This window comes from Enterococcus sp. GC34 (genome assembly GCF_040886645.1).
Lineage (GTDB): Bacteria > Bacillota > Bacilli > Lactobacillales > Enterococcaceae > Enterococcus > Enterococcus faecalis.
This window is the reverse complement of the sequence record NZ_JBFOEF010000003.1, coordinates 154,091-176,470: the sequence shown is the minus strand read 5'-3', so window position 1 is coordinate 176,470 and position 22,380 is coordinate 154,091. Positions and strand designations below refer to the sequence as shown.

Genomic DNA, 22,380 nt, shown 5'->3' with positions numbered 1-22,380 from the left:
AGAATGAAGGGGGAGAGTTAAGGAGTTATGTTAAAGCGTTTTTTTGGGTATTATCGACCTTATCGTCGATTATTTATTTTGGATTTTGGGTGTGCCGTTTTTGCGGGGCTGTTAGAGTTGGCTTTTCCAGTAGCAGTCAACCAAGTAATTGATAAGATTATGCCAAAAGGAGATTTTCGCCTCATTGCATTAGCTAGTGCGGGCTTATTTGCATTTTATATAATCAATACGTTTTTACAATTTATTGTGGTTTATTTTGGTCATATGTTAGGCGTGAATATTGAAACAGATATGCGTGAAGAATTATATCAGCATCTTCAAACACAACCGTTTGAGTATTATGATAATCAAAAAACAGGGAAATTAATGAGCCGTTTGACCACTGATCTTTTTGAAATTTCGGAAGTGGCGCATCATGGTCCAGAAGACGTCTTTATTACGATTATGACGTTAGCAGGTTCTTTTTTATTAATGTTAACCATTCACGTGAAATTAGCCATCGCTACGTTTATTTTATTGCCATTTATCACGATTGCGCTAGGCTATTTTAATAAAAAAATGACAAAAGCGAATACGGATATTTACGATAATTTAGGTGAATTTAATGCTGGGATTGAAGCGTCAGTAAGTGGGATACGTGTCACGCAATCTTTTGCAAATGAACCATTTGAACGAAAACAGTTTAATTATTTAAACCAAATGTATCGAAAATCGAAATTATATTTTTATAAGGTGATGGGTGTCAGTTCCGCCTATAATTACTTATTAATTCGTCTGATAAATTTATTTTCATTAATTTTTGGTGCGTATTATACAATTAAAGGAGAAATTACAGAAGGTCAGTTTGTAGGGTTTATTTTATTAGCCAATATTTTTATTCGGCCGATTGAAAAAGTCAACAATATGATTGAAAGCTATCCCAAAGGATTTGCTGGTTTTAAACGTTTTACGGAAGAAATGGACAAACAATCGTCCATCAAAGATTTGCCAGGAGCTGTTGCTGTTTCGCATTTAGAAGGAATGATTGCCTATAAAGATGTTTCATTTGCTTATGAAGATGGCACAAAAGTTTTAGACCATATCAATTTAAAAATTCAACCTGGTGAAACCGTTGCTTTCGTTGGACAAAGTGGTTCAGGAAAAACGACCTTGTGTAATCTGTTGCCTCGTTTTTATGAAGTCAGTAGTGGTGAAATTACGATTGACGGTAGAAATATCCAGCAAATGACCTTGGCTTCATTACGTAAGCAGATTGGAATTGTTCAACAAGATGTGTTTTTATTCCCTGGAACATTACGAGAAAATATTGCTTATGGGAATTTAAATGCTACAGAAATAGACATTCAACAAGCGGTGAAATTAGCACATTTAGAACATGTAATTCAGCTAATGCCAGATGGCTTGGACACAATTATTGGCGAGCGTGGCGTGAAATTATCGGGCGGTCAAAAGCAGCGAGTGGCAATTGCGCGAATGTTCTTGAAGAACCCGCCGATTTTAATTCTAGATGAAGCGACTTCTGCATTAGATACAGAAACAGAGCAAGTGATTCAAGAGTCATTAAACTCGTTAGCTGACGGGCGAACAACATTAATTATTGCCCACAGACTGGCAACGATTAAACATGCTGATCGAATAATCGTGGTTAGTGACCAAGGAATTTTAGAAGATGGAACACATGAAACTTTGTACGCGCAAAGAGGCCATTATCGTCGGCTGTACGATGCTCAATTTAGAACATAATAAAAACCCGCGAATAAAACTTCGCGGGTTTTTATTATGTTTAGTTAGCGCCGAACTTTTCTTCCCAAACCAACAGCATTTTTCATTCGTTGAAGTGTTTTGTTGGCTACCTGGCGAGCGTTTTCTGCGCCCTCATCTAAAATCATATCTAATTCTTCTGAAGCTAGAAGCTCTTGGTAGCGCACTTGAATAGGTTCTAATAAGGCAACCACTGCTTCTGCTAAATCTGCTTTGAAGTCTCCATAGCCTTTGCCTTCGTAAGCTTGAACAAGTTCCTCAACAGTTTGACCTGTCGCAGCAGAATAAATATTTAGTAAGTTAGTAATGCCAGGCTTTTCTTCTTTATTATATTCAATTACACCAGTTGAATCAGTTACAGCAGAGCGGATTTTTTTGCGAATCACTGCTGGCTCATCAAGCATTGAAATAAAGCCCTTCACATTTGTATCAGACTTACTCATCTTTTTCGTTGGTTCCTGTAAGCTCATAATTCGACTACCTTGCTCAGCGATTTTTACTTCAGGCATCGTTAAAATTTCTTGATTTTTTTGGGCATAACGTTTATTGAAGCGTTCCACAAAATCACGTGTTAATTCTAAGTGTTGTTTTTGATCATCTCCGACTGGCACTAAGTCAGCGTTGTACAACACGATATCACCAACCATTAATGGAGGGTATGTTAAAAGACCAGCGCTTACGCCAGCACGACCATTTTTTTGCGATTTATCTTTAAATTGTGTCATTCGTTCTAACTCACCAATAGAAGTATTGCACTGAATGATCCAACCAGCTTCTGCATGCGCACTCACTTCAGACTGTATGAAAATTGTTGCTTTTTGTGGGTCTAAACCAACCGCTAGGTAAAGAGCTGCTAAGCTACGAATTTGTTGACGTAGCTTTTGCGGTTCTTGGGGAACGGTAATGGCATGTTCATCCACAATACAAAAATAACAATTGTATTCATTTTGTAATTCGATAAATTGTTTCATCGCACCAATGTAATTTCCGATTGTCGGAGTACCACTGGGCTGAATACCAGAAAAAATTGTTTTCATTAAATAACCACCTGACTTTAGACTTAAGATAGTGAATAGTTCTATTATACATTTTATTAGAAAAAAATACATGGGAACTTCTTGAAAAATCACCAAGAGAAGTAAATTATAACAGCAACCATAAAAATAGAAAACTGTATTACTTTTTTACAGAATCATAACGAATATCCATAAAATTTCATAAAAATTAACCCTAATTTTACACGGATGTAATGAAGGAAAAATAAACAAAGTTAATAAAAAATGTTTAAAAACCCCTAGTATTTTTATTAGAAATTAGGTATACTGGTTTTAAATAGAGGAACAGTACAGTTCCCTGTTTCAGAAACGCGATGATTCGCGAAAAGGAGTGATGCACAATGTTGACACTTTATACTTCCCCGAGTTGCACGTCATGTCGTAAGGCTAGAGCCTGGTTGCAAGAGCACGAAATTCCTTTTAAAGAAAGAAATATTTTTTCTGAACCTTTAAACATTGAGGAATTAAAAGCAATTTTAATCATGACAGAAGATGGAACAGAAGAGATTATCTCTACTCGCTCTAAAGTTTTCCAAAAATTAAATATGGATTTGGACGAGCTTCCACTTCAAGATTTATTAGAGTTGGTTCAAGAAAACCCTGGATTGTTGCGTCGGCCAATTATGATTGATGAGAAAAGATTACAAGTCGGTTTTAACGAAGATGAAATTCGTCGATTCTTACCAAGAGATGTTCGACAACTGGAATTGCGCCAAGCACAATTAATGGCAGGTTTATAAAAAATATAAAATTTTGTTCTTTATTTGTTAATTGTAATAAAGAACGATTCATATGAATTTAGGGCCAGGGATTTTTATCTCTGGCTTTTTAATACATATTTAGAACTTGTATTCATTCGATTTGGCAGAACGTGGTCAAGGAAAAATAGTATCTTTTTTGGAGAGACTGCGTTAAGATGAAGAGGTAGAAGGAGCGAAAAACCAATCGTTAAAAAAGTTCAAAGTTTATAAAACGTTCGCTAGTTTTCGAGGATTTACAGACTTTCCACTTTACTTTTGTGTAGTTTTCGCTACAATGAACGTAAGAAGTTTCCTGATTGAAGCAAAGAGAGGTGTAGCGCTATGGAAATGGAACATATTAATGAAAATACGATTCGTGTGTTAATTGGCAACGAAGACCTGGCGGATAGAGGGATTACTTTTCTTGACTTACTAGGAAACCACAAAGATGTTGAAAATTTCTTTTATAGTATTTTAGAAGAAGTTGATGTCGAAGATGAATTCCAAGGTAGTGAAGCAGTCACTTTCCAAGTCTTGCCTAAAAATGATGGCTTAGAACTGTTTATTAGTAAAAATGTCGCTATGGACGACTTGTCTTCCTTAGAAGGTCTGAGCGAAGTCAATGCAGATGTTAGCGAATTAATTCGCAAACAAATTGAAGCAGACAAAGCAGCCGCCGATGAACTTGATGAGATGGAAGCCACAGATGAAACAAACAGAAATGTAATCTTTGAATTAGATAATTTTGAAGCGATGATCCAATTATCCAAAGAAGTCTTCATGCAATCTGTTTTGACTAACTTATACACGTACAACGATCGTTATTACTTACAAGTTTTGTTCTTAACCGATGAATTAGAAAAAACAAATGTTGACAATGAAATTGCACAGATTTTAGAATTCGCTCATAAAACAACTGTCACTCAGGATACTTTAGTCGAATATGGCACTTGTATTATGGAACGCAGTGCGCTGGAATTAACACGTTATTACTTTAATGATTAAGCAAAAAAGCAAAAACTTTCGGGTTTTTGCTTTTTTTTTTGATGAAAATTAAGAAACTTTGCGTAGTTTATTTATGAGAGGTGAAAATCATGTTAACAGCTTTAACGGCAGACAACCAAGAATTATTTTCTTTAATCGATTGCTCGATTGATGAATTAACACAGATACGAAGCGAACAAGCTTTTGTGTGTCCAATGTGTCATCAATCGGTCATTTTGAAGGCAGGCCCCATTAAAATACCCCATTTTGCTCATCGTAAAAAGAATAGTTGTTGGTACGAAGCAGAAGCTGAAACAGAAGAACACCTCCGCTTGAAGCAGCTTTTTGCGGAAAAGTGTTTACGCGAAAAGCTGTCCTTTCAAGTTGAGGCATACTTACCCACCTTGAAGCAACGCCCAGATTTACTCATTGGCAAGATAGCCATTGAAATTCAATGTAGCCCATTGCCAATTAAACGTTTGGTGGAACGGACAGAGACTTATCAAGCTCATGGTTATCAAGTTGTTTGGATTTTAGGTGAACGATTAGTGCCTAAAGACAAGCTCACGCAATTAACGAAACAATTTCTTTACTTTTCGGAGTCATTGGGATTTTATTTATGGACGGCCAATAAGAAACAAGAACGAATAGAGTTACTTTGTCATATTGAAGAGAGTCAATGTCAACAATTTTATAGAAGAAAACAATCATGGGATTTTTACGAAAAAAAATTACTAGAAATCATCCAACTACCGACTGCTAATTTAAATTTACTGCCAGGTAGACGGCATACTGGTCAATTGATGCATGATTATTATCAAAAATTGACTCAACAACTTGGTTACAGAAATGCTCAGTTGCTTAGAACACAAAGCTTTTTATACACGAAAGGTTGTCACCTTCTCCAGTTACCTCCTTGGTTTTACTATCCTGGATTGAAGCTATTACCTTCTTCTGAAGAAGATATTCATTTAAAAATGCTTGTTTGGGAAGCACTAAAAACCAAAGAAGGGCGTTTAGTGACAAAACAGGAACTATGGCGTATCTTGGAAGCTAGTTTTTTGGAAGAAGGGAACTTTGTTTGGCAACCACTGCCGAATATTGGCTTAAAAAAGCTTTTTAAAATCGTGGGGAATAGTTTATTGAGCTGGTTACAAGAATGTTATGTGTTAATTAAAGTAAACAATAAGTACCTAATAACTAGTATTTTCCTAAGAGAAGATCCTGAAAAGCTCGTTCATTGGCTAAAAAAAGTGAAAAAACAACATTTTTTTAGTCACACGTGTTAAATTATGATAGTATAATGAGTAAAACGTTTCTTAAAGGAGAGTAAACTATGAGCGAAATTAAACAATTACCAACACGTGATGAAGTTCCAACTCCATTGACTTGGGATTTAACCAAAATTTTTAAAGATGATGCTGCTTTTGATGTTGCGTATAATCAGTTGACAGAGGAGCTAAATCAAGCAGAGTCATTTAAAGGTACCTTAGGGAATGGCGCAGAAGCTTTTCTAGCTGCGTTAGAATACGTTTTAGATGTCTATCGAAAAGTGGAAACATTATATGTCTATTCTCATTTAAAAAATGATCAAGACACTACAAATACAGCTTACCAAGCTTTATATGCCAGAGCTAGTTCTTTATATGCACAAGTTAGTGAAGCTGTTTCTTGGTTTGACCCAGAGGTTTTAACATTAAGTGATGAACAAATCTGGGGATATTTTGAAGAGCAGCCGAAATTAGCTGTTTATCGTCACTATATTCAAAATATTTTAGATGAACGTCCCCATGTTTTATCGATGGAACAAGAAGCTTTACTGGCGGGGGCTAGTGAAATTTTTGGTGCCTCAAGTAATACATTTTCAATTTTAAATAATGCAGACTTAGAATTTCCAACTGTGCAAAATGCTGAAGGCGAAACGATTCAACTTTCTCATGGCGTTTATGGTCAATTAATGGAAAGTGTCGATCCATCTGTTCGTGAAGCAGCATTTAAAGGGTTGTACAAAGTATACAAACAATTTAGAAATACATTAGCCTCAACTTTAGGTGCACATGTTAAAACGCATAATTATAAAGCAAAAATTAGAAATTATGATTCTGCTCGGGCAGCCTCTTTAGCAAGTAATCATATCCCTGAAAGTGTTCACGAAACATTAGTAGCTGTAGTAAATAAACATTTACCTTTGCTACATCGTTATGTAAAATTAAGAAAAAAATTATTAAACGTAGAAGAATTACACATGTACGACTTGTATGCACCTTTGCTAGGTGAAGCACCAATTCGTTACAGCTATGAAGAAGCAAAAGAAAAAGCAATTGAGGCTTTAAAACCACTAGGTGAAGACTATTTATCTATTGTTAAAGAAGCTTTTTCAAATCGTTGGATTGATGTGATTGAAAATCAAGGAAAACGAAGCGGCGCATATTCTTCAGGAGCTTATGATACAGCCCCATACATTTTAATGAATTGGCATGATAGTTTGGATCAACTATTTACATTAGTCCATGAGATGGGCCATAGTGTTCATAGTTACTATACAAGAAATAATCAGCCGTATGTTTATGGCGACTATTCAATTTTCTTAGCTGAGATTGCTTCAACCACAAATGAAAATATTTTAACAGAATATTTATTACAAACAGAAACAGATCCTAAAGTACGTGCGTATGTCTTAAATCACTATTTAGACGGCTTTAAGGGAACCATTTTCCGTCAAACGCAATTTGCGGAATTTGAACATTTTATTCACACGGAAGATGCTAAAGGCACGCCATTAACGAGTGAATATTTGAGTGAGTATTATGGCGAGCTCAATGCTAAATATTATGGACCAGAAGTAGTTAGAGACGACGAAATCAGTTACGAATGGGCGAGAATTCCCCATTTTTATTACAATTACTATGTTTATCAATATGCAACTGGTTTCTCAGCCGCTTCGGCATTGTCTAAACATATTTTAGCTGAAGAAGAGGGAGCTTTAGAGAACTACCTTAACTACTTGAAAGCAGGAAGTAGTGACTTCCCAATTGAAGTGATGAAAAAAGCGGGCGTGGATATGACACAAGCCGCGTATATCGAAGATGCAATGAAAGTTTTTGAAGAACGTTTAACGGAATTAGAAGCTTTGGTTGAAAAATTATAGACAAAAAAGTGGGCTATAAGTCGAAATGACTTATAGCCCACTTTTTAACTCTTAAGATAATCAGTTAACCGCTTTTCTCGCAGCATCTTTTTTATAATAAATGTAAATGTCCATTTGGAAAATGATAATTGGAGCGACGTTTAAATTCAAAGGTTGCGTCACCTTGGTCCAGCAACGGTTCGTTATGTGGATGGACGCGACACAGTTGTTTAATTTCATCCATGTTTTCAAAATTTTCGACTAAAATGCCGAAATCATTCTCGCAAGTATAGTTGTAAACGACTGCGGTAGGATGTTGTTTAATCCCCATTTCTCGAGCAACTTTTTGGTCGGTTTGGAAAGATTCTTTGACAAAATCGGATTGTCGGTCTTTACGATACATATCAATATCCCCGCCGGCCGCTAGAAGTAGTTCTTCTGATAACTCAGGAGAGTAAGCTAGACCGTCTTCAGCTACTGCTTTTTGTAGGCCAATCAACAATTGTCGGCCTTTTTTTCGGCCTTGTAACTGTGCTGCTTTATAGTCAAGAGCGGCTGAGTATAAATCTTCAAAAATTCGATTCCGTCGTTTAATGTCATTAATTGGAATATGTTGACGACTTAAAAATTCATTGATCGTTTTCATGTTTAATAAAGGGATAAAGCGCAATTGTATTTTTTTCTTGTCGTTAACAGACAATTGTATAATTTCTTTTTCAATTTCTAAACAGACGCCGCCTAAAGGATTGACGAACAAATAAATTTCAACCATTCATACTTCCTCCAATGCCATGCTTTTTCAAATACAGGTGCCAGAACGTCAGTGCTTCGAATACTAAGGGGCAGTGGTCCGCATCATGCGTTGAATCTTGTTAGGTGCAAGCGTAATGGGAATGTTCAAATCAGCCATTAATGTTTGAAACGCTTGCTTGCCGCTTTCAGCTTCAGTAACTTCTAACTCTAATTCAAAATCGTGCTGTTGGTTATACCAACTTTCGTCTAACGCAAGTAGTCCTTGAGGAATTTGTTTTTCTGCACGTGCTGTTTTTAATGAACCAATCAAATGGATCGAGGCGATTTCAATACCTAATTCTTGTAATTTCTTCGCCACAGCCCCCTCAGTAGGGAGGTGATTCCTCTTGATAAAGTGGTTCGCCGTCTCAAGCGATAAAGGGTCATTGATTTCTAATAATCCTTCTGGCGCAGGAACTTTTAAGGTTAACTCACCACGATCTGCTAATACGCGAATTCTTAAGCCCATTCGTTGTGCTTTTAATTGAAAATCGTCCGTATCAAAATAATGATTTGTTTGCGTAAAAAAGTCCGTTTTTTGAATAGCAAAATGGTCGATTAATCGTTTGAAATCTTGCGGACTAACTAATGTTTTAAATTCAATTTCTAAGTGCTCACTCATGGGGTTCTCTCTCTTTCTTAAATCACTCCAATTTTCACATATTATATAGGTTTCCGTCAAGAAAAGTGGTCTTCTCTGTGAAAATTTTTTCTAATGAAAGGCGTTTGTAAATCAAATAGCGAATAACACCCTATTTTAGGGAGGACTGTGGTAAAATAATCAGTGAATGAAATTCAAGGAAATTGAGGGATCTACCATGGAACGAGAGTGGGAGCTGTTTTTAGCGCCATATGAACAGGCGGTCAGCGAATTAAAAGTAAAACTACGAGGTATTCGTAAACAATTTCGGGAGCAAGATAAACACATACCAATTGAATTCGTTACAGGACGTGTGAAACCAGTAGATAGTATTTTGACAAAGACGGCTATTCGGCATATTCCTTTAAATCGGATTGAAGAAGAAATGCAAGACATTGCTGGTTTGCGGATTATGTGCCAATTTGTGGAAGACATTTACCAGGTAGTCGCACTTTTAAGAAATCGTAAAGACTTAAAAATTGTGGAAGAACGGGACTACATTGAAAATAAAAAAGAAAGTGGCTATCGTTCGTACCATGTGGTAGTGGAATATCCTGTGCAATTAGTCACCGGGGAAAAGATTATTTTGGCCGAAATCCAAATTCGGACACTCTCCATGAATTTTTGGGCAACAATTGAACATTCTTTGAATTATAAATATCAAGGTGTCTTTCCTGAAGAAATGAAAGAACGCCTTCAGCGAGCGGCAGAGGCAGCCTATTTATTAGATGAAGAAATGTCATCTATTCGTGAAGAAATTCAAGAAGCACAACATTACTTCTCTCATGGCCGTGGATTGCTAGAAAACGAATACTATAAGCAAATTAAAAACGAAACACCAGAAAATCAGTAAAGGAGTCTGCTTATGAAAGTGGCGATTGTTCATAACTCGGAAGAAAAATCGAAACAAGTCACAAAACAACTGACAACACTATTAGAGCAAAACCAAATTCAAATAGACAATCGTCAACCTGAACTTGTGATTTCAGTCGGCGGAGATGGTACGCTTCTTTCCGCTTTTCATCGATTTAATCATCTGTTAAACGAAGTAAGTTTCTTAGGTGTACATACCGGACACTTGGGTTTCTATACAGATTGGCGTGATTATGAATTAAAAGAACTAGTTGAGAGTTTGTGTATTCATCGTGAAAAAAGTACGAGTTATCCATTATTAGATGTGCGGATTCGGTTTAGAGATGGGAAACCAGATAAACATTTTTTAGCATTAAATGAATCGACAATTAAACGAGGAAACCGGACGATGGTAGGCGATGTGTTTATTAAAGACGAACTGTTTGAACGATTTCGTGGTGATGGGTTGTCGATTTCGACCCCCACTGGCTCTACTGCGTATAATAAAAGTATTGGTGGGGCTGTTTTGCATCCTAGCATTAATGCGTTTCAGTTAACCGAAATCGCCTCCTTAAACAATCGTGTCTTTCGAACATTGGGGTCACCGATTGTAATCGCCCATACGGAGTGGCTGGAGATTAAATTACAGGAAAGTGATGATTATTTTGTCACGGTGGACCAATTAGATATTTATCAAGAAAATATCGCTTCCGTCTGCTATCGAATTGCAGACGAACGGATTCATTTTGCCTCTTATCGGCACATGCATTTTTGGCATCGAGTGAAAGATGCCTTTATTGGTGAGGATTAATTAAACGATGGAATTTCAATGGACATATGACAAAGAAACAACACAACAAGTGAAATATTTTTTAAAGGAACAAGGCGTTTCAAAAGGGTTATTAGCTAAGGTGAAATTTCAAGGTGGTAAAATCCAAGTGAATGGGACCGTTCAAAATGCCATCTATCCTTTACAAACTGGCGATGTCGTTAAAATGACGATTCCAGATGAAGCGGAACATGAGACATTATTAACAGATGATGAACCGATTGAAATTGTGTTTGAAGATGATCATTTTTTAGTAGTTAATAAGCCTGCTGGCATTGCCTCGATACCTGCTCAGTATCATCCTTCAGGAACGATGGCGAATCGTGTTAAGGGCTATTACAAGCGTCAAAATTACGTGAATCAAGTTATTCATGTCGTGACTCGTTTAGATCGAGATACTTCTGGGCTGATGTTATTTGCGAAACACGGCTTTGCTCATGCTTTAATTAATCAAGAATTACGAGAAAAAAAGGTGACAAAAATTTATTATGCTCTTGTTGGTGGAGCGATTGAGCAGTTAAACGAGCATCAATTGATTGAAAAGCCAATTGGGCGCGACTTGTCCTCTTTATTAAAACGTCAAGTTATCGAAACGGGTCAATTTGCTAGTACAGAATATTGGCTCGCAAAAAGGGGAGCCCAAGCAGCAGCTGTGCGCATTCAGCTCCATACAGGACGAACACACCAAATTCGGGTACATTTTGAAGCAATTGGCTGTTCATTGTTAGGGGATGAGATGTATCATGGAGAGATGGATCAAGGAATTGAGCGGCAAGCGTTGCATTGCATGGAACTGATTTTTACTCATCCTTTTACCAAAGAAACGGTTCATCTGATTTCCCCACTAGCGGAGGATATGAAAAGTGTAGATGATACGTTATAATAATAAAGAGGCAGGAGGGGAAAGTGTAAGATGAATGAAGGCCAAGAAATGGAAGAGCAATTTGCCCTTCTTTTAGAAACGCTAAAAAATCAACAAATGAACGAATTTCGTGAGCTATTTTTAGCGTTACACATTTATGAACAAGGACAATTTTACCAATCGTTAGATGAAAAAGACCGACAACATTTATACAATTACCTATCTCCGAAAGAATTAGCGGATATGTTTGATGTTATCGAAGAAGATAATGAGAATATGAAAGACTATTTAGCTGAAATGCGTCCAAGTTATGCAGCAGATATGTTAGCTGAAATGTATACCGATAATGCGGTGGATTTACTAAATATGTTAGATAAAAGCCAAAAGGCGAAATATCTTAGTTTGTTAAGTAGTGAAGAAGCAGGCGAAATTAAAGAGTTACTTCATTACGAAGATGAAACTGCTGGGGCGATTATGACCACCGAATTTGTTTCGATTGTGGCGAATCAAACAGTGCGTTCTGCGATGTACGTCTTAAAGAATCAAGCGGACATGGCGGAAACAATCTATTACGTTTATGTAGTCGACCAAGAAAATCATTTAGTCGGCGTTATTTCGTTGCGGGATTTAATTGTTAATGATGATGATACCTTGATTGCTGATATTTTGAATGAACGGGTTATTTCAGTTCATGTTGGCGATGACCAAGAAGATGTCGCGCAAACAATTCGTGACTATGACTTCTTAGCTGTGCCAGTTACAGATTATGATGATCATTTGTTGGGGATTGTAACAGTTGATGATATTATTGATGTTATCGATGATGAGGCCGCTAGCGACTACTCTGGTTTAGCCGGGGTCGACGTTGAGGAAGTTAGTGAGAACCCTTTAAAAGCCGCTTCTAAACGATTACCTTGGTTAATTACGCTGCTGTTTTTAGGGATGTCTACGGCCTCGTTAATCAGTAATTATGAGTCGTTAGTTAGCGAAGCGAGTATTTTAGCCGTTTTTATTTCTTTAATTACCGGAACAGCCGGCAATGCTGGGACACAATCATTGGCGGTCGCGGTACGCCGTTTGGCTATGAAAGATGAAAAGGATAGTAATTTTGGTCGCTTAATCTTAAGTGAAGTGCTCACGGGACTAGTGACGGGGGCTGTGACAGGTTTAACGATTATGATTGTGGTTGGTGTGTGGCAACATAATCTTCCGCTTGGATTTGTGATTGGGATGGCAATGCTCTGTGCAATTACTGTGGCGAATTTAGCAGGGAGTTTAATCCCAATGTTAATGGATAAATTAGGGTTTGATCCCGCAGTTGCCAGTGGCCCGTTTATTACGACCTTAAGTGATTTAACCAGTGTATTAATTTATTTCAATATTGCAAGCATGTTTATGCGTTATTTTGTTTAAAAAATTGCACTTATTTATCATGAGACTGAGGTAAAAGGATACGTTGGTTTGCTCAAAATCAAAAAAGTGAGATAGCCGTTAATACGACGGCTACCTCACTTTTTTAGATACAAGAAATTAAACAATTTTTGTGCCATGGACTTCTGTGACTTTTAAAGTGTCCATCACAGTTTGAACGTTTTCTGTGGAAATACCGCCACCTGGTAAAATAAGAATCCGTTGATCTGCGTAGGCAATTAATTCTTTTAAATGATCAAAGTTGTCTTCGATAGGGGTACCAGCTGGCCCGCCATGAGTTAAAATACGCGTCACACCACGCTCAGCTAACCAGTCGATCGCCTTAAATTGGTTTTTTTTCGACAAGGCATCAAAAGCCATATGGAAAGTGATTTGCAAGCCTTCAGCTGTTTCAATGAATAAGTCCAAAGCTTCTTCATCTAACCAACCGTCCTCAGTTAAACAGCCAATAACAATGCCGTCGGTTCCTAATTTCTTTGCTTCGATTAAATCGGTATGCATAATTTTTAATTCAATATCATTATAGACAAAATTACCGCCACGAGGACGAATGATTGTCATCACTGGTACAGAATGTTCGCCAGCGTATGCTAAGACTTCTTCAATAACACCAGTACTTGGCGTCGTTCCACCTACGGCTAAGTTATCGCATAATTCGATGCGATTTGCACCTTTTTGAATGGCTTGGGGAATCTTAGTGAAATTTTCAGCACAGAATTCTTTAATCATTTCTTATCGCTCCTTGCTTTTTCTTCACAGGCATTGTACCATAATTCTGCTTACTACCATAGCCCTGAAAAAAAGAGTGCAACTTTTTATAAGAGAAAATGTTCATTTGATGAACGTAAGGAGTTTTAAATGTTAAAGAAAATTGAACGAGCACAACAATTATTGAAAAAAGAAGCAGCCGTATTTCGCTGTCCAACTTGTCATGAACCAATGCATGTAGAAGGGGTTGGTCTGATTTGTCAACAGAGGCATCAATTTGATTTATCCAAGAAAGGCACGCTATACTTTCTAAATCATGGCGTTCAGACAGAATATAATAAAAAAATGTTTACTTCTCGAGGAAAAATGATTCAAAGTGGCATGTACGCGCCTGTTTTAAACAAAATTATGCACTATCTTCCTCAAAATAAAACAGTAGTCGATGTTGGTTGTGGTGAAGGGAGTTTTCTAGCTGAGTTAAGTCAAGCAGGCTTATCTGGACTGAAAATCGGGTTTGATTTATCAAAGGAAGGAATCTATTTAGCAAGTAATCAGCCAATTGATGCGTTTTGGTGTGTGGCGGATTTAACGAATTTGCCATTTGCGAATGAAGGGCTTGATACGATTTTGAATATTTTTTCTCCTTCACATTATCAAGAATTTCGGCGAGTACTAAAAGCTGATGGGACTGTGATTAAAATTATTCCTGAAGAGAATTACTTAAAGGAATTACGAGCGGCTTTTTATCCCAATGACGAAAAGAAACAAAGTTATTCCAATCAAAAAGTAGTCCAACGTTTTGCCGAGGAATTAGCAGTAGAAGTAGATGAACGAATAACTTATTGCTTTGACATTCCGGAGGAAAGACGGTTGGATTTATTAGAAATGTCGCCATTAGAGTGGCAAGTTTCTCAAGAAGTTAAAGCCGAGCTACAACAGCGACCATTGGAAAAAATCACGATTGACGTCCGCTTGTTAGTAGGTCGTAAAAGATAGACTTTTTTGTGAAGAAAATCCTAAAAAAGTCTTGCAATAAAGTGACATTGGTGTTATATTACTTACAAGTTGTTTTTTCATTGGTTTTTATCAGGGTCCTGTTCTGATAAAAGTTAGTGAAGAGACCTTCACTAACGTAACGACTCGCCGTGCTAGACACCGAGACGGTACGTTTTTTTTATTGGTTAGAATAGCTGCCGCCTGACATCATCGCGTCATGCGGTTTTTTTTTGAAAATAAGTATTGTGGGCGCTATTTATTTTGAATTTATGCTAAAATGAACACGATTGATATTTGAGGAGCTGAAGATAGTTGACGAACCATATTGTTTTATTTGAACCACAAATTCCAGCAAATACTGGAAATATTGCACGGACATGTGCAGCGACGAATACACCGTTGCATTTAATTGAACCTTTAGGATTTTCAACAGATGATAAACACTTAAAACGTGCCGGATTAGATTATTGGAATGATGTAAATATTACGTATCATAAAGATTTGGCTGCCTTTTTAGCCCATGTGGCAGGCAAACACTTGCATTTAGTAACCAAATTTGCTCACCAAACGTACAGCGAGGTCAATTATAATGATGGCGAGGACCATTATTTCCTTTTTGGAAAAGAAACAACGGGCTTACCAGAAACGTTTATGCGAGAAAACGAAGAAAAGTGTATCCGAATTCCTATGAATGATGAACATGTGCGCTCACTGAATCTTTCTAACACTGCCGCACTAATTGTTTATGAAGCCTTACGTCAGCAAAATTTTCCGAACTTAGAACTGACGCATCATTATGAAAATGATAAATTGGATTAAAAAAAGTTAAACCAATAGCGCTTTTTTCAAAAAAGTCAGAAGAAAGTGGTTTTATTTTTACCGTTGCCTAATTTCCAAGCCTAGAACAAAAAACAATTTAGATTTTTGTTCTAGGCTTATTTTGCTTGGATTACTAGAAACTTCCATGGATATTTTCGCAGGGAAGTGATAAACTAGAAAGACATATGAAGAGATAAAGAAGTTTGGAGAAGTTACATGAAATTATATTTTACACGACATGGAAAAACTGAATGGAATCAACAGAAACGATTTCAAGGAATGACAGGAGATTCGCCATTATTACCAACTAGTTATGACGAAATTAAACAATTAGGCCAATATTTACAAGATATTCCGTTTGAAAAAATTTATTCTAGTCCGCTATTACGTGCCAAAAATACTGCGCGAGGAATTCAACAAGAATTGACTCATCCAGTTGAAATTGTTTATACAGATACCTTAAAAGAATTAGGTTTAGGTCGTCTAGAAGGACAATATATTGAAGAAATGCGTAATTTTTATGGAGAAGAATTAGATCATTTACGGCATCGTTTAGATTTGTATGATCCAACAATTTTTGATGGTGAACCAATCGAGCAAGCGATTCAACGGATTTCAGATACAGTTGCTGAAGCGGCGAAGCAACACGAAGGTCCAGTTCTATTTGTCGGACACGGAGCAGCCTTGACAGCGGCAATCCAAGCGATGGCTGGTAAACCATTATCAGAATTACGGACAATGGGCGGGCTGTTAAACAATAGCCTCTCAATCCTTGAAACTAAAGAGGCAACAAGGGATATGCCGTATGACTTAACACTATGGAATGATACGTCTTTTTTAGCTAAAGAAAAAGCACAATAAGCGCACAACAGAAAGGAGGGCTTGTAGTGGTAACACTTTTTGGTGAGGACGAAGAAAAAGCCTTTATTGTTGGGACTGTACAAGCAATCTTTTTTGAAAATCCCAGTAATTTTTATAAAGTCGTTCTTGTAAATGTGACCGATACAAATACAGATTATTTAGAAAAAGAAATTGTGGTAACTGGAAGTTTTGGCCAAGTTCAAGAAGAGGAACCCTATCGTTTCTTTGGTCATTTTGTGGACCATCCTCGTTATGGCAGACAGTTTCAGGTGGATAGTTATCAGCAAGAAAGACCGACTTCGGCTAGTGGGGTGGTTAACTATTTATCAAGTGACAAATTTCCTGGCATTGGTAAACGAACCGCTGAAAAAATTGTTGAAGTATTAGGGGAAAGTGCGATTGACCGAATTATTGATGACCCGAGTGTTTTGGAAGAAGTTACTGTTTTAAATGAAAAAAAACGTCAAGTAATCGTCGAAACAATTCGCTTGAATCACGGGATGGAGCAAGTGATTGTGGGACTAAATCGATACGGCTTCGGTAGTCAGTTAGCTTTTTCAATTTATCAAACGTATCAAGAAGAAACCCTTTCTGTGATTCAAGAAAATCCCTATCAGTTAGTTGAAGATATTGAGGGAGTCGGATTTAAACGAGCGGACAATATTGCTGAACAAATCGGCATTCAGGCGGATTCTGCTGTTCGAATTCGAGCGGCGATTTTACATGAAGTGTTTGAACACTCTATTCGTTCAGGCAATACGTATGTTCAAGCAGATGTTTTATTAGAAGAAGCGATTCGGACCTTGGAAGCAAGTCGCCCAGTGGAAATCTCACCTGATCAAGTGGCCAATGAAATCATTACGTTAGTCGAACATGGAAAAATCCAACAAGAAGAGACTAAACTTTTTGAGAACAGTCTCTATTTTTCTGAATGGGGCATTGGTACTTCGATTCAGCGTTTACTTTCTCGTAAAAAAGAAATTCATTACGAGGAAGAAGAAGTCCAAAAAAATATCCGAATGATTGAGAAACGTTTAAATATTCAGTATGGCGACTCGCAACAAGCAGCGATTGAAGAAGCGATTAAATCGCCGTTATTTATTTTAACTGGAGGGCCCGGAACAGGGAAAACAACTGTTATCAATGGGATTGTCTCATTGTTTGCGGAACTAAATGGTCTTTCATTAGATCTCAAAGACTATACGCAGGAGATGTTTCCAATCTTGCTAGCGGCGCCAACTGGGCGAGCAGCGAAACGTATGAACGAAACGACAGGTTTACCTGCAAGTACCATCCATCGTTTGTTAGGCTTGACAGGTCGTGAAAAAAATCCGAGTTTAACCGCCAAAGAATTAGAAGGTGGTTTGTTAATTGTAGATGAAATGTCAATGGTGGATACTTGGTTAGCCAATACGTTATTAAAAGCTATTCCGACAAACATGCAAGTGATTTTTGTTGGTGATAAGGACCAGCTACCGTCTGTCGGTCCAGGTCAAGTCTTACATGACTTATTGCAAATTAACGAAATTCCCAAATGTGAGCTAAACGAAATTTATCGTCAAGGAGACGGTTCAAGTATTATTCCTCTTGCCCATGAAATTAAAGAAGGAAAGTTGCCTGCTGATTTTCAAAAAAATCAAAAGGATCGCTCGTTCTTTGCAAGTGATATTGGTCATATCGAAGAATACATTCGACAAATCGTCACAAAGGCAAAAGCAAAAGGGTTTACGCCACAAGATATCCAAGTTTTAGCGCCAATGTATCGTGGCGCAGCCGGCATTGATGCCTTGAATAAGATGATGCAAGAAATCTTCAATCCAAATGATGGTAAGAAAAAAGAAGTCAAATGGAATGATACCGTCTATCGGATTGGGGACAAAGTTTTGCAACTAGTCAATACGCCAGAATTAAATGTGTTCAATGGAGATATGGGAGAAATCGTCGGAATTACTTTAGCCAAAGACTCAGAGGACAAAGTGGACGAGTTGGTTTTACAGTTTGATAATAATGAAGTAACGTATAAAAGAAATGAATGGAATAAAATTACGTTATCCTATTGTTGTTCGATTCATAAAGCGCAAGGTAGTGAATTCCGCATGGTGTTACTGCCAATGGTTCATCAGTATAGCCGAATGCTGCAACGAAATTTGTTGTATACAGCAGTGACACGTAGTAAAGAATTATTAATTCTACTAGGTGAGGTTTCTGCTTTTGAAACATGTGTCAAAAACGAATCGGCTAGTCGCATGACGATGCTAAAAGAACGAATCGTGAACGCAGAACAAATGACCTTAACGACTAGAACCCAGTTAGAAGCCTATGAAGAAGGTTTAACGGCAGACCATCCATTTACTGAAACGGAAACAAAAGCTGTCTCTTATGAAACTGAACAGCAATCAACGAAAGCCGATCAGATAAAAGAAACAGACGAGCAATTAGCTGAAACAACAGTACAAGAAGTTTCACTATTTGCTGATGAAGGGGAAGAATCAACCCCAGAAACAGTAAATAAAGCGACAAAAGTTGTCGAAGAATCATTACCAAAAGAACCACGACTAACAGTCGAAATTATTCAAACAAATGCTGTTGATCCAATGATTGGAATGAAGGATACGACGCCTTATCAATTTCTGTGAGAAGAGGAAAGAGTGCCATAAGTCGTTTCGACTTATGGCACTCTTTTTCAACCTTAAGGGACTCAGTTAAAACCAAAACAAACGTTTTTGTGTGGTATAAACCATATCAATACTTCGTTTGCCTAAAATCTCGCCATCTGCGTGAATGGTTTGTGGAATCGTCGAAACAATTCGAATTTTACTTGATTGAAAATGATGAAAATGCTTAGATTTCCCTTGTTTTTGACGAAGCAATAGGAAAATAAGCCACAAAATTTTAAAAATATTGATTCGTTCCACGACAACTAAGTCCACGACTGCTTTGCGAGGATTGGCCGTCGGCATAATTGATACGCCCCCGCCAAAATAAGGATGATTTGTGACCGTACATAGGAAAGCACGATTAAATGTGTATTGTTTACCATTCATTTCAACTAAAATTGGAAAGCCTTTTTGTTTAAAAAAGACATGAATGATTGAAGAAATATAGGAAAGCGAGCCAAGCTTAAATTTATTTAAGGCTTTTTTTGATGACGATTCGTTGGTTTTTTCCACGATTGCCGCATCTAATCCTAAGCCAACATTATTGGTGGCTAAGCCGATTTCTTCTTGGTTGGCTTCTACATAATGAATCGTTTGAATTTCTTTTGGTCGTCTGGTGCGCAGGATTTGATGCAATGCTTTATCAATATTTCTTGATAATCCCACCCCTCGTGCAAAATCATTTCCAGAGCCGCATGGAATATAGCTTAAAGGAATAGCTGAATCATATGGAAGTAATGAATTAATGACATTATGTAGTGTGCCATCGCCGCCTAGCACGACTAGGATTGGAAAAGTTGAAACGTCTAAGTCTTCAGACCAAGGAAGTAAAGTTGTTTCTGCAAGTTCCTTCGTCAATTCTTTTTCATGTCCAGCGTAATCAGTGTAAAGAGCCGTATATTTAAGTTCTTGTTGCTTGAGTTGTTGAATCACTTTTCTAGCGACTTTTCGGCCATTGCCGCTACTTGCCTGCTCGTTGATAATAAGATAGTAGTGAATGTTCATTGAGCTCCTCCTTTGAATCGCTATTGTCCATTATACCAGAGGGAGGAACTTCTGCGAATAAAGATTGCTTAAAAAAGTAAAAAATGACTAGAAAAAGGTACGAAACAATGCACGAGAGGTGAAAACTGCAAATAAGTGCAAAGTAAAACAGGGCTTTCATTGACTATTTTGACTTTCCATATTAGAATGTGAACTGTTGCAATTGTAACCAAGGTTCATCAACCATCCCTTGTAAAAAAACTCGGAGAAAGAAGGAAAAAGTATGCAAAATTCGTTTCAAGCCAATCGAAAGCTAAGAACAGTCTTAGCCAATGGTATCATTATGGGCTTATATATTGTCCTCTCTTTATTGGTTCGGCCAGTTTCTTCTGGTATGATTCAATTTAGAATTTCAGAAAGTTTGAATCACCTAGTCGTTTTCAATCGCAAATTGATGTGGGGTGTTTTAGGCGGCGTTATCTTTTTTAACTTATTTTTTGGTTTCGGTGTAATGGATGCTCTGTTTGGTGGAGCGCAAACATTATTTGCGTTGAGCTTAACAGCTTTTTTACAAAAAAAGGTACCAAGTATTCCTGTTAGAATGTGTCTAAATAGTCTATTTTTCACTGTAAGTATGTTTTTTATTGCCTTTATGCTAGTACCAAGTGGCGGTCAAGCATTTTGGACAACTTATGGTTGGTTAGCATTAAGTGAAGCGATTATTATGACGATTTCAGCACCAATCATGTACTTTATCAACAAGTCATTAAAATTTGAAACACGTATTTAATTGAAAAGATGTGGATAGAAATGATTCATCCTTTGAATGGCAGTGAAGAAAAGTGTCGTTGCTATTAGTGAACTAAGTGATAGAATGAACTGTTTCTACCTCGTCTTTTTTACATAAAGAATAAGATCTACATTTTTTCTAAAAATTTTCATGTAAAACTTTACTAGTCTGTTGGAATACACTATGATAGTGTAAGATAAACGGACTATTGGAAAGTCACAGCAGAGGAGTTTGAACATGTACACATTTAAAATCGGTATTCCGGCAGAAGTACACGATACATTTGTTAAAAATCACCCATTATGTAATTTACTACAGTCATCTTCATGGGCAAAAGTCAAGGATAACTGGGGTTCTGAAATTGTTGGGGTTTATGAAAAGGATACATTAGTTGCATCAAGTTTAGTTTTAATCAAACCATTACCAGCCGGTTTTACGATGTTATATACACCAAGAGGTCCAGTAATGGACTATACAAATGAACGTTTGGTCAACTACTTTATGGCTGAATTGAAAAAATTTGGCAAGAAAAAACGAGCTTTATTTATAAAAATGGATCCTGCGGTTCACTATCAAGATTTCCATTTGGGAGAAGAACATCAACCGCATGCTGAAGCGACATCTATTATTGAGACCTTGAAAAAAGCAGGGGCCAAATATCAAGGACTGACAATGGATATGGGGGCCACCATCCAGCCCCGCTTCCAAGCGAATATTTATCGTGAAGATTTTAGTGAGGAACAATTGTCAAAAAGTACCAAGAAAATGATTAAAACAGCTGAAAAAAAAGGGGTAGTTGTGCAGCAAGGGCATGTTGACTTTGTTGATGAATTTGAAAAAGTCATTCAATCAACCATGGAACGCCAACATATTTCTTTGCGGAATAGTGATTACTTTAAGAAGCTGTTGAACATTTACCCAGAAGACTCCTTTATTATGCTGGCGCAAGTCAATTTAAAGGAACGCTTAGATAGCACGCAACAACGCTATGACAAAAATCAAAAAGACTTGAGTAATTTGAAAGAAAATCAAGTGAAAAAGCGCCATAATTTAGAAGAATTAGATGCTTCCTTGACTCGGGAACTAAAAGAATTAGAAGAAAATATCGCAGAAGCTGGTGAAATCGTCACGGTTGCTGGCGCCTTGGCTGTGACATTTGGTCCAACAAGTGAAATCCTTTATGCTGGCTTAGATGATCGTTATAAACGCTACATGCCAACATATGTGACTTGGCGAGATGCCATTCAAGAATGTTTTAAACGTGGCTGCGAAAGCTGTAATATGGGCGGCTTAGAAGGTAGTTTAAATGATGGCTTAATTAAGTTTAAAGCAAACTTCAACCCAACGATTAATGAATTTATTGGGGAATTCGATTTACCGGTTAATAAATTATTATTTAAAGCCAGTGAATATGCCTATAAATTACGAAAACAAAAAAAATAAATAAAAACCACAGGGGCTAAAAATCAAACTTGATTTTTAGCCCCTGTGG

At 37.2% G+C, this 22,380-nt stretch carries 20 protein-coding genes; 15 read left to right on the top strand and 5 right to left on the bottom strand.

Features of this window, described 5'->3' with window-relative positions; all coding sequences use genetic code 11:
• The first annotated feature begins 27 nt into the window (after nt 1-27).
• On the top strand, nt 28-1,743 hold the full coding sequence (locus tag AB3I72_RS04525; protein WP_176944517.1) for an ABC transporter ATP-binding protein: 1,716 nt from the start codon (nt 28-30) through the stop codon (nt 1,741-1,743).
• A gap of 44 nt (nt 1,744-1,787) precedes the next feature.
• On the opposite strand, the gene trpS is transcribed toward AB3I72_RS04525, so the two are convergent.
• Nucleotides 1,788-2,798: a tryptophan--tRNA ligase gene (gene trpS / locus AB3I72_RS04520; RefSeq protein ID WP_002359559.1), complete on the bottom strand. Its 1,011-nt coding sequence runs from the start codon at nt 2,796-2,798 to the stop codon at nt 1,788-1,790.
• A gap of 359 nt (nt 2,799-3,157) precedes the next feature.
• Between trpS and spxA the strand changes: the two genes are divergently transcribed.
• The 4 genes from spxA (at nt 3,158) to pepF (ending at nt 7,688) form a co-directional block, all read left to right on the top strand.
• Nucleotides 3,158-3,556, top strand: a complete 399-nt coding sequence (gene spxA, locus AB3I72_RS04515) for a transcriptional regulator SpxA (RefSeq protein ID WP_002356477.1) — start codon at nt 3,158-3,160, stop codon at nt 3,554-3,556.
• A gap of 342 nt (nt 3,557-3,898) precedes the next feature.
• Nucleotides 3,899-4,561 (top strand): adaptor protein MecA, encoded by a 663-nt coding sequence (locus tag AB3I72_RS04510; RefSeq protein WP_002356478.1) that lies wholly within the window; start codon nt 3,899-3,901, stop codon nt 4,559-4,561.
• Between the two features lie 89 nt (nt 4,562-4,650).
• Nucleotides 4,651-5,829 (top strand): competence protein CoiA, encoded by a 1,179-nt coding sequence (locus tag AB3I72_RS04505; protein ID WP_061101069.1) that lies wholly within the window; start codon nt 4,651-4,653, stop codon nt 5,827-5,829.
• Between the two features lie 47 nt (nt 5,830-5,876).
• Nucleotides 5,877-7,688 carry an oligoendopeptidase F gene (pepF, locus tag AB3I72_RS04500; protein ID WP_368023619.1) on the top strand — a complete coding sequence of 604 codons (1,812 nt, stop codon included), beginning with the start codon at nt 5,877-5,879 and terminating at the stop codon, nt 7,686-7,688.
• Between the two features lie 91 nt (nt 7,689-7,779).
• On the opposite strand, the gene AB3I72_RS04495 is transcribed toward pepF, so the two are convergent.
• Entirely contained in the window at nt 7,780-8,439 is a 660-nt protein-coding gene (locus AB3I72_RS04495; RefSeq protein WP_002356482.1) for a ClpXP adapter SpxH family protein, read from the bottom strand.
• A 63-nt stretch (nt 8,440-8,502) separates the two neighbouring features.
• Entirely contained in the window at nt 8,503-9,081 is a 579-nt protein-coding gene (locus AB3I72_RS04490; protein ID WP_002356483.1) for a CYTH domain-containing protein, read from the bottom strand.
• 196 nt (nt 9,082-9,277) lie between these two features.
• Here AB3I72_RS04490 and AB3I72_RS04485 point away from each other — a divergent pair, with 196 nt between their 5' ends.
• The 4 genes from AB3I72_RS04485 to mgtE are packed head-to-tail and all read left to right on the top strand — an operon-like array spanning nt 9,278 to nt 13,055.
• On the top strand, nt 9,278-9,952 hold the full coding sequence (locus tag AB3I72_RS04485; protein WP_002356484.1) for a GTP pyrophosphokinase family protein: 675 nt from the start codon (nt 9,278-9,280) through the stop codon (nt 9,950-9,952).
• Nucleotides 9,953-9,964: 12 nt separating this feature from the next.
• The gene (locus tag AB3I72_RS04480) at nt 9,965-10,762 is read left to right on the top strand and encodes an NAD kinase (RefSeq protein WP_002356486.1); all 798 of its coding nucleotides are present in this window, start codon (nt 9,965-9,967) and stop codon (nt 10,760-10,762) included.
• A gap of 7 nt (nt 10,763-10,769) precedes the next feature.
• Nucleotides 10,770-11,663: an RluA family pseudouridine synthase gene (locus tag AB3I72_RS04475; protein WP_368023618.1), complete on the top strand. Its 894-nt coding sequence runs from the start codon at nt 10,770-10,772 to the stop codon at nt 11,661-11,663.
• Nucleotides 11,664-11,693: 30 nt separating this feature from the next.
• Nucleotides 11,694-13,055, top strand: a complete 1,362-nt coding sequence (gene mgtE / locus AB3I72_RS04470) for a magnesium transporter (RefSeq protein ID WP_002362548.1) — start codon at nt 11,694-11,696, stop codon at nt 13,053-13,055.
• Between the two features lie 117 nt (nt 13,056-13,172).
• Here mgtE and cutC read toward each other — a convergent pair whose 3' ends face one another.
• Nucleotides 13,173-13,802, bottom strand: coding sequence for a copper homeostasis protein CutC (cutC, locus tag AB3I72_RS04465; RefSeq protein WP_061101070.1), 630 nt, complete (start codon nt 13,800-13,802; stop codon nt 13,173-13,175).
• Nucleotides 13,803-13,931: 129 nt separating this feature from the next.
• Between cutC and AB3I72_RS04460 the strand changes: the two genes are divergently transcribed.
• The 4 genes from AB3I72_RS04460 (at nt 13,932) to AB3I72_RS04445 (ending at nt 19,093) form a co-directional block, all read left to right on the top strand.
• Complete coding sequence (locus AB3I72_RS04460; protein WP_002362280.1) at nt 13,932-14,777, top strand: methyltransferase domain-containing protein; 846 nt, start codon at nt 13,932-13,934, stop codon at nt 14,775-14,777.
• A gap of 312 nt (nt 14,778-15,089) precedes the next feature.
• Nucleotides 15,090-15,596, top strand: a complete 507-nt coding sequence (trmL, locus tag AB3I72_RS04455; RefSeq protein ID WP_002356493.1) for a tRNA (uridine(34)/cytosine(34)/5-carboxymethylaminomethyluridine(34)-2'-O)-methyltransferase TrmL — start codon at nt 15,090-15,092, stop codon at nt 15,594-15,596.
• 216 nt (nt 15,597-15,812) lie between these two features.
• The gene (locus AB3I72_RS04450; RefSeq protein ID WP_061101071.1) at nt 15,813-16,457 is read left to right on the top strand and encodes a histidine phosphatase family protein; all 645 of its coding nucleotides are present in this window, start codon (nt 15,813-15,815) and stop codon (nt 16,455-16,457) included.
• Nucleotides 16,458-16,483: 26 nt separating this feature from the next.
• Nucleotides 16,484-19,093, top strand: coding sequence for an ATP-dependent RecD-like DNA helicase (locus AB3I72_RS04445; protein ID WP_061101072.1), 2,610 nt, complete (start codon nt 16,484-16,486; stop codon nt 19,091-19,093).
• A gap of 66 nt (nt 19,094-19,159) precedes the next feature.
• Here the strand turns inward: AB3I72_RS04445 and AB3I72_RS04440 are convergent, their stop codons facing one another.
• On the bottom strand, nt 19,160-20,119 hold the full coding sequence (locus AB3I72_RS04440) for a diacylglycerol kinase family protein (protein ID WP_002356498.1): 960 nt from the start codon (nt 20,117-20,119) through the stop codon (nt 19,160-19,162).
• Between the two features lie 262 nt (nt 20,120-20,381).
• On the opposite strand from AB3I72_RS04440, the gene AB3I72_RS04435 reads away from it, so the two are divergent.
• Together AB3I72_RS04435 and AB3I72_RS04430 are read left to right on the top strand one after the other, a co-directional pair.
• Nucleotides 20,382-20,888 (top strand): QueT transporter family protein, encoded by a 507-nt coding sequence (locus AB3I72_RS04435; RefSeq protein ID WP_002356499.1) that lies wholly within the window; start codon nt 20,382-20,384, stop codon nt 20,886-20,888.
• A 237-nt stretch (nt 20,889-21,125) separates the two neighbouring features.
• A complete protein-coding gene (locus AB3I72_RS04430) occupies nt 21,126-22,331 on the top strand; it encodes an aminoacyltransferase (protein WP_368023616.1) in 1,206 nt (401 codons plus the stop codon).
• The last annotated feature ends 49 nt before the right edge of the window (nt 22,332-22,380 follow it).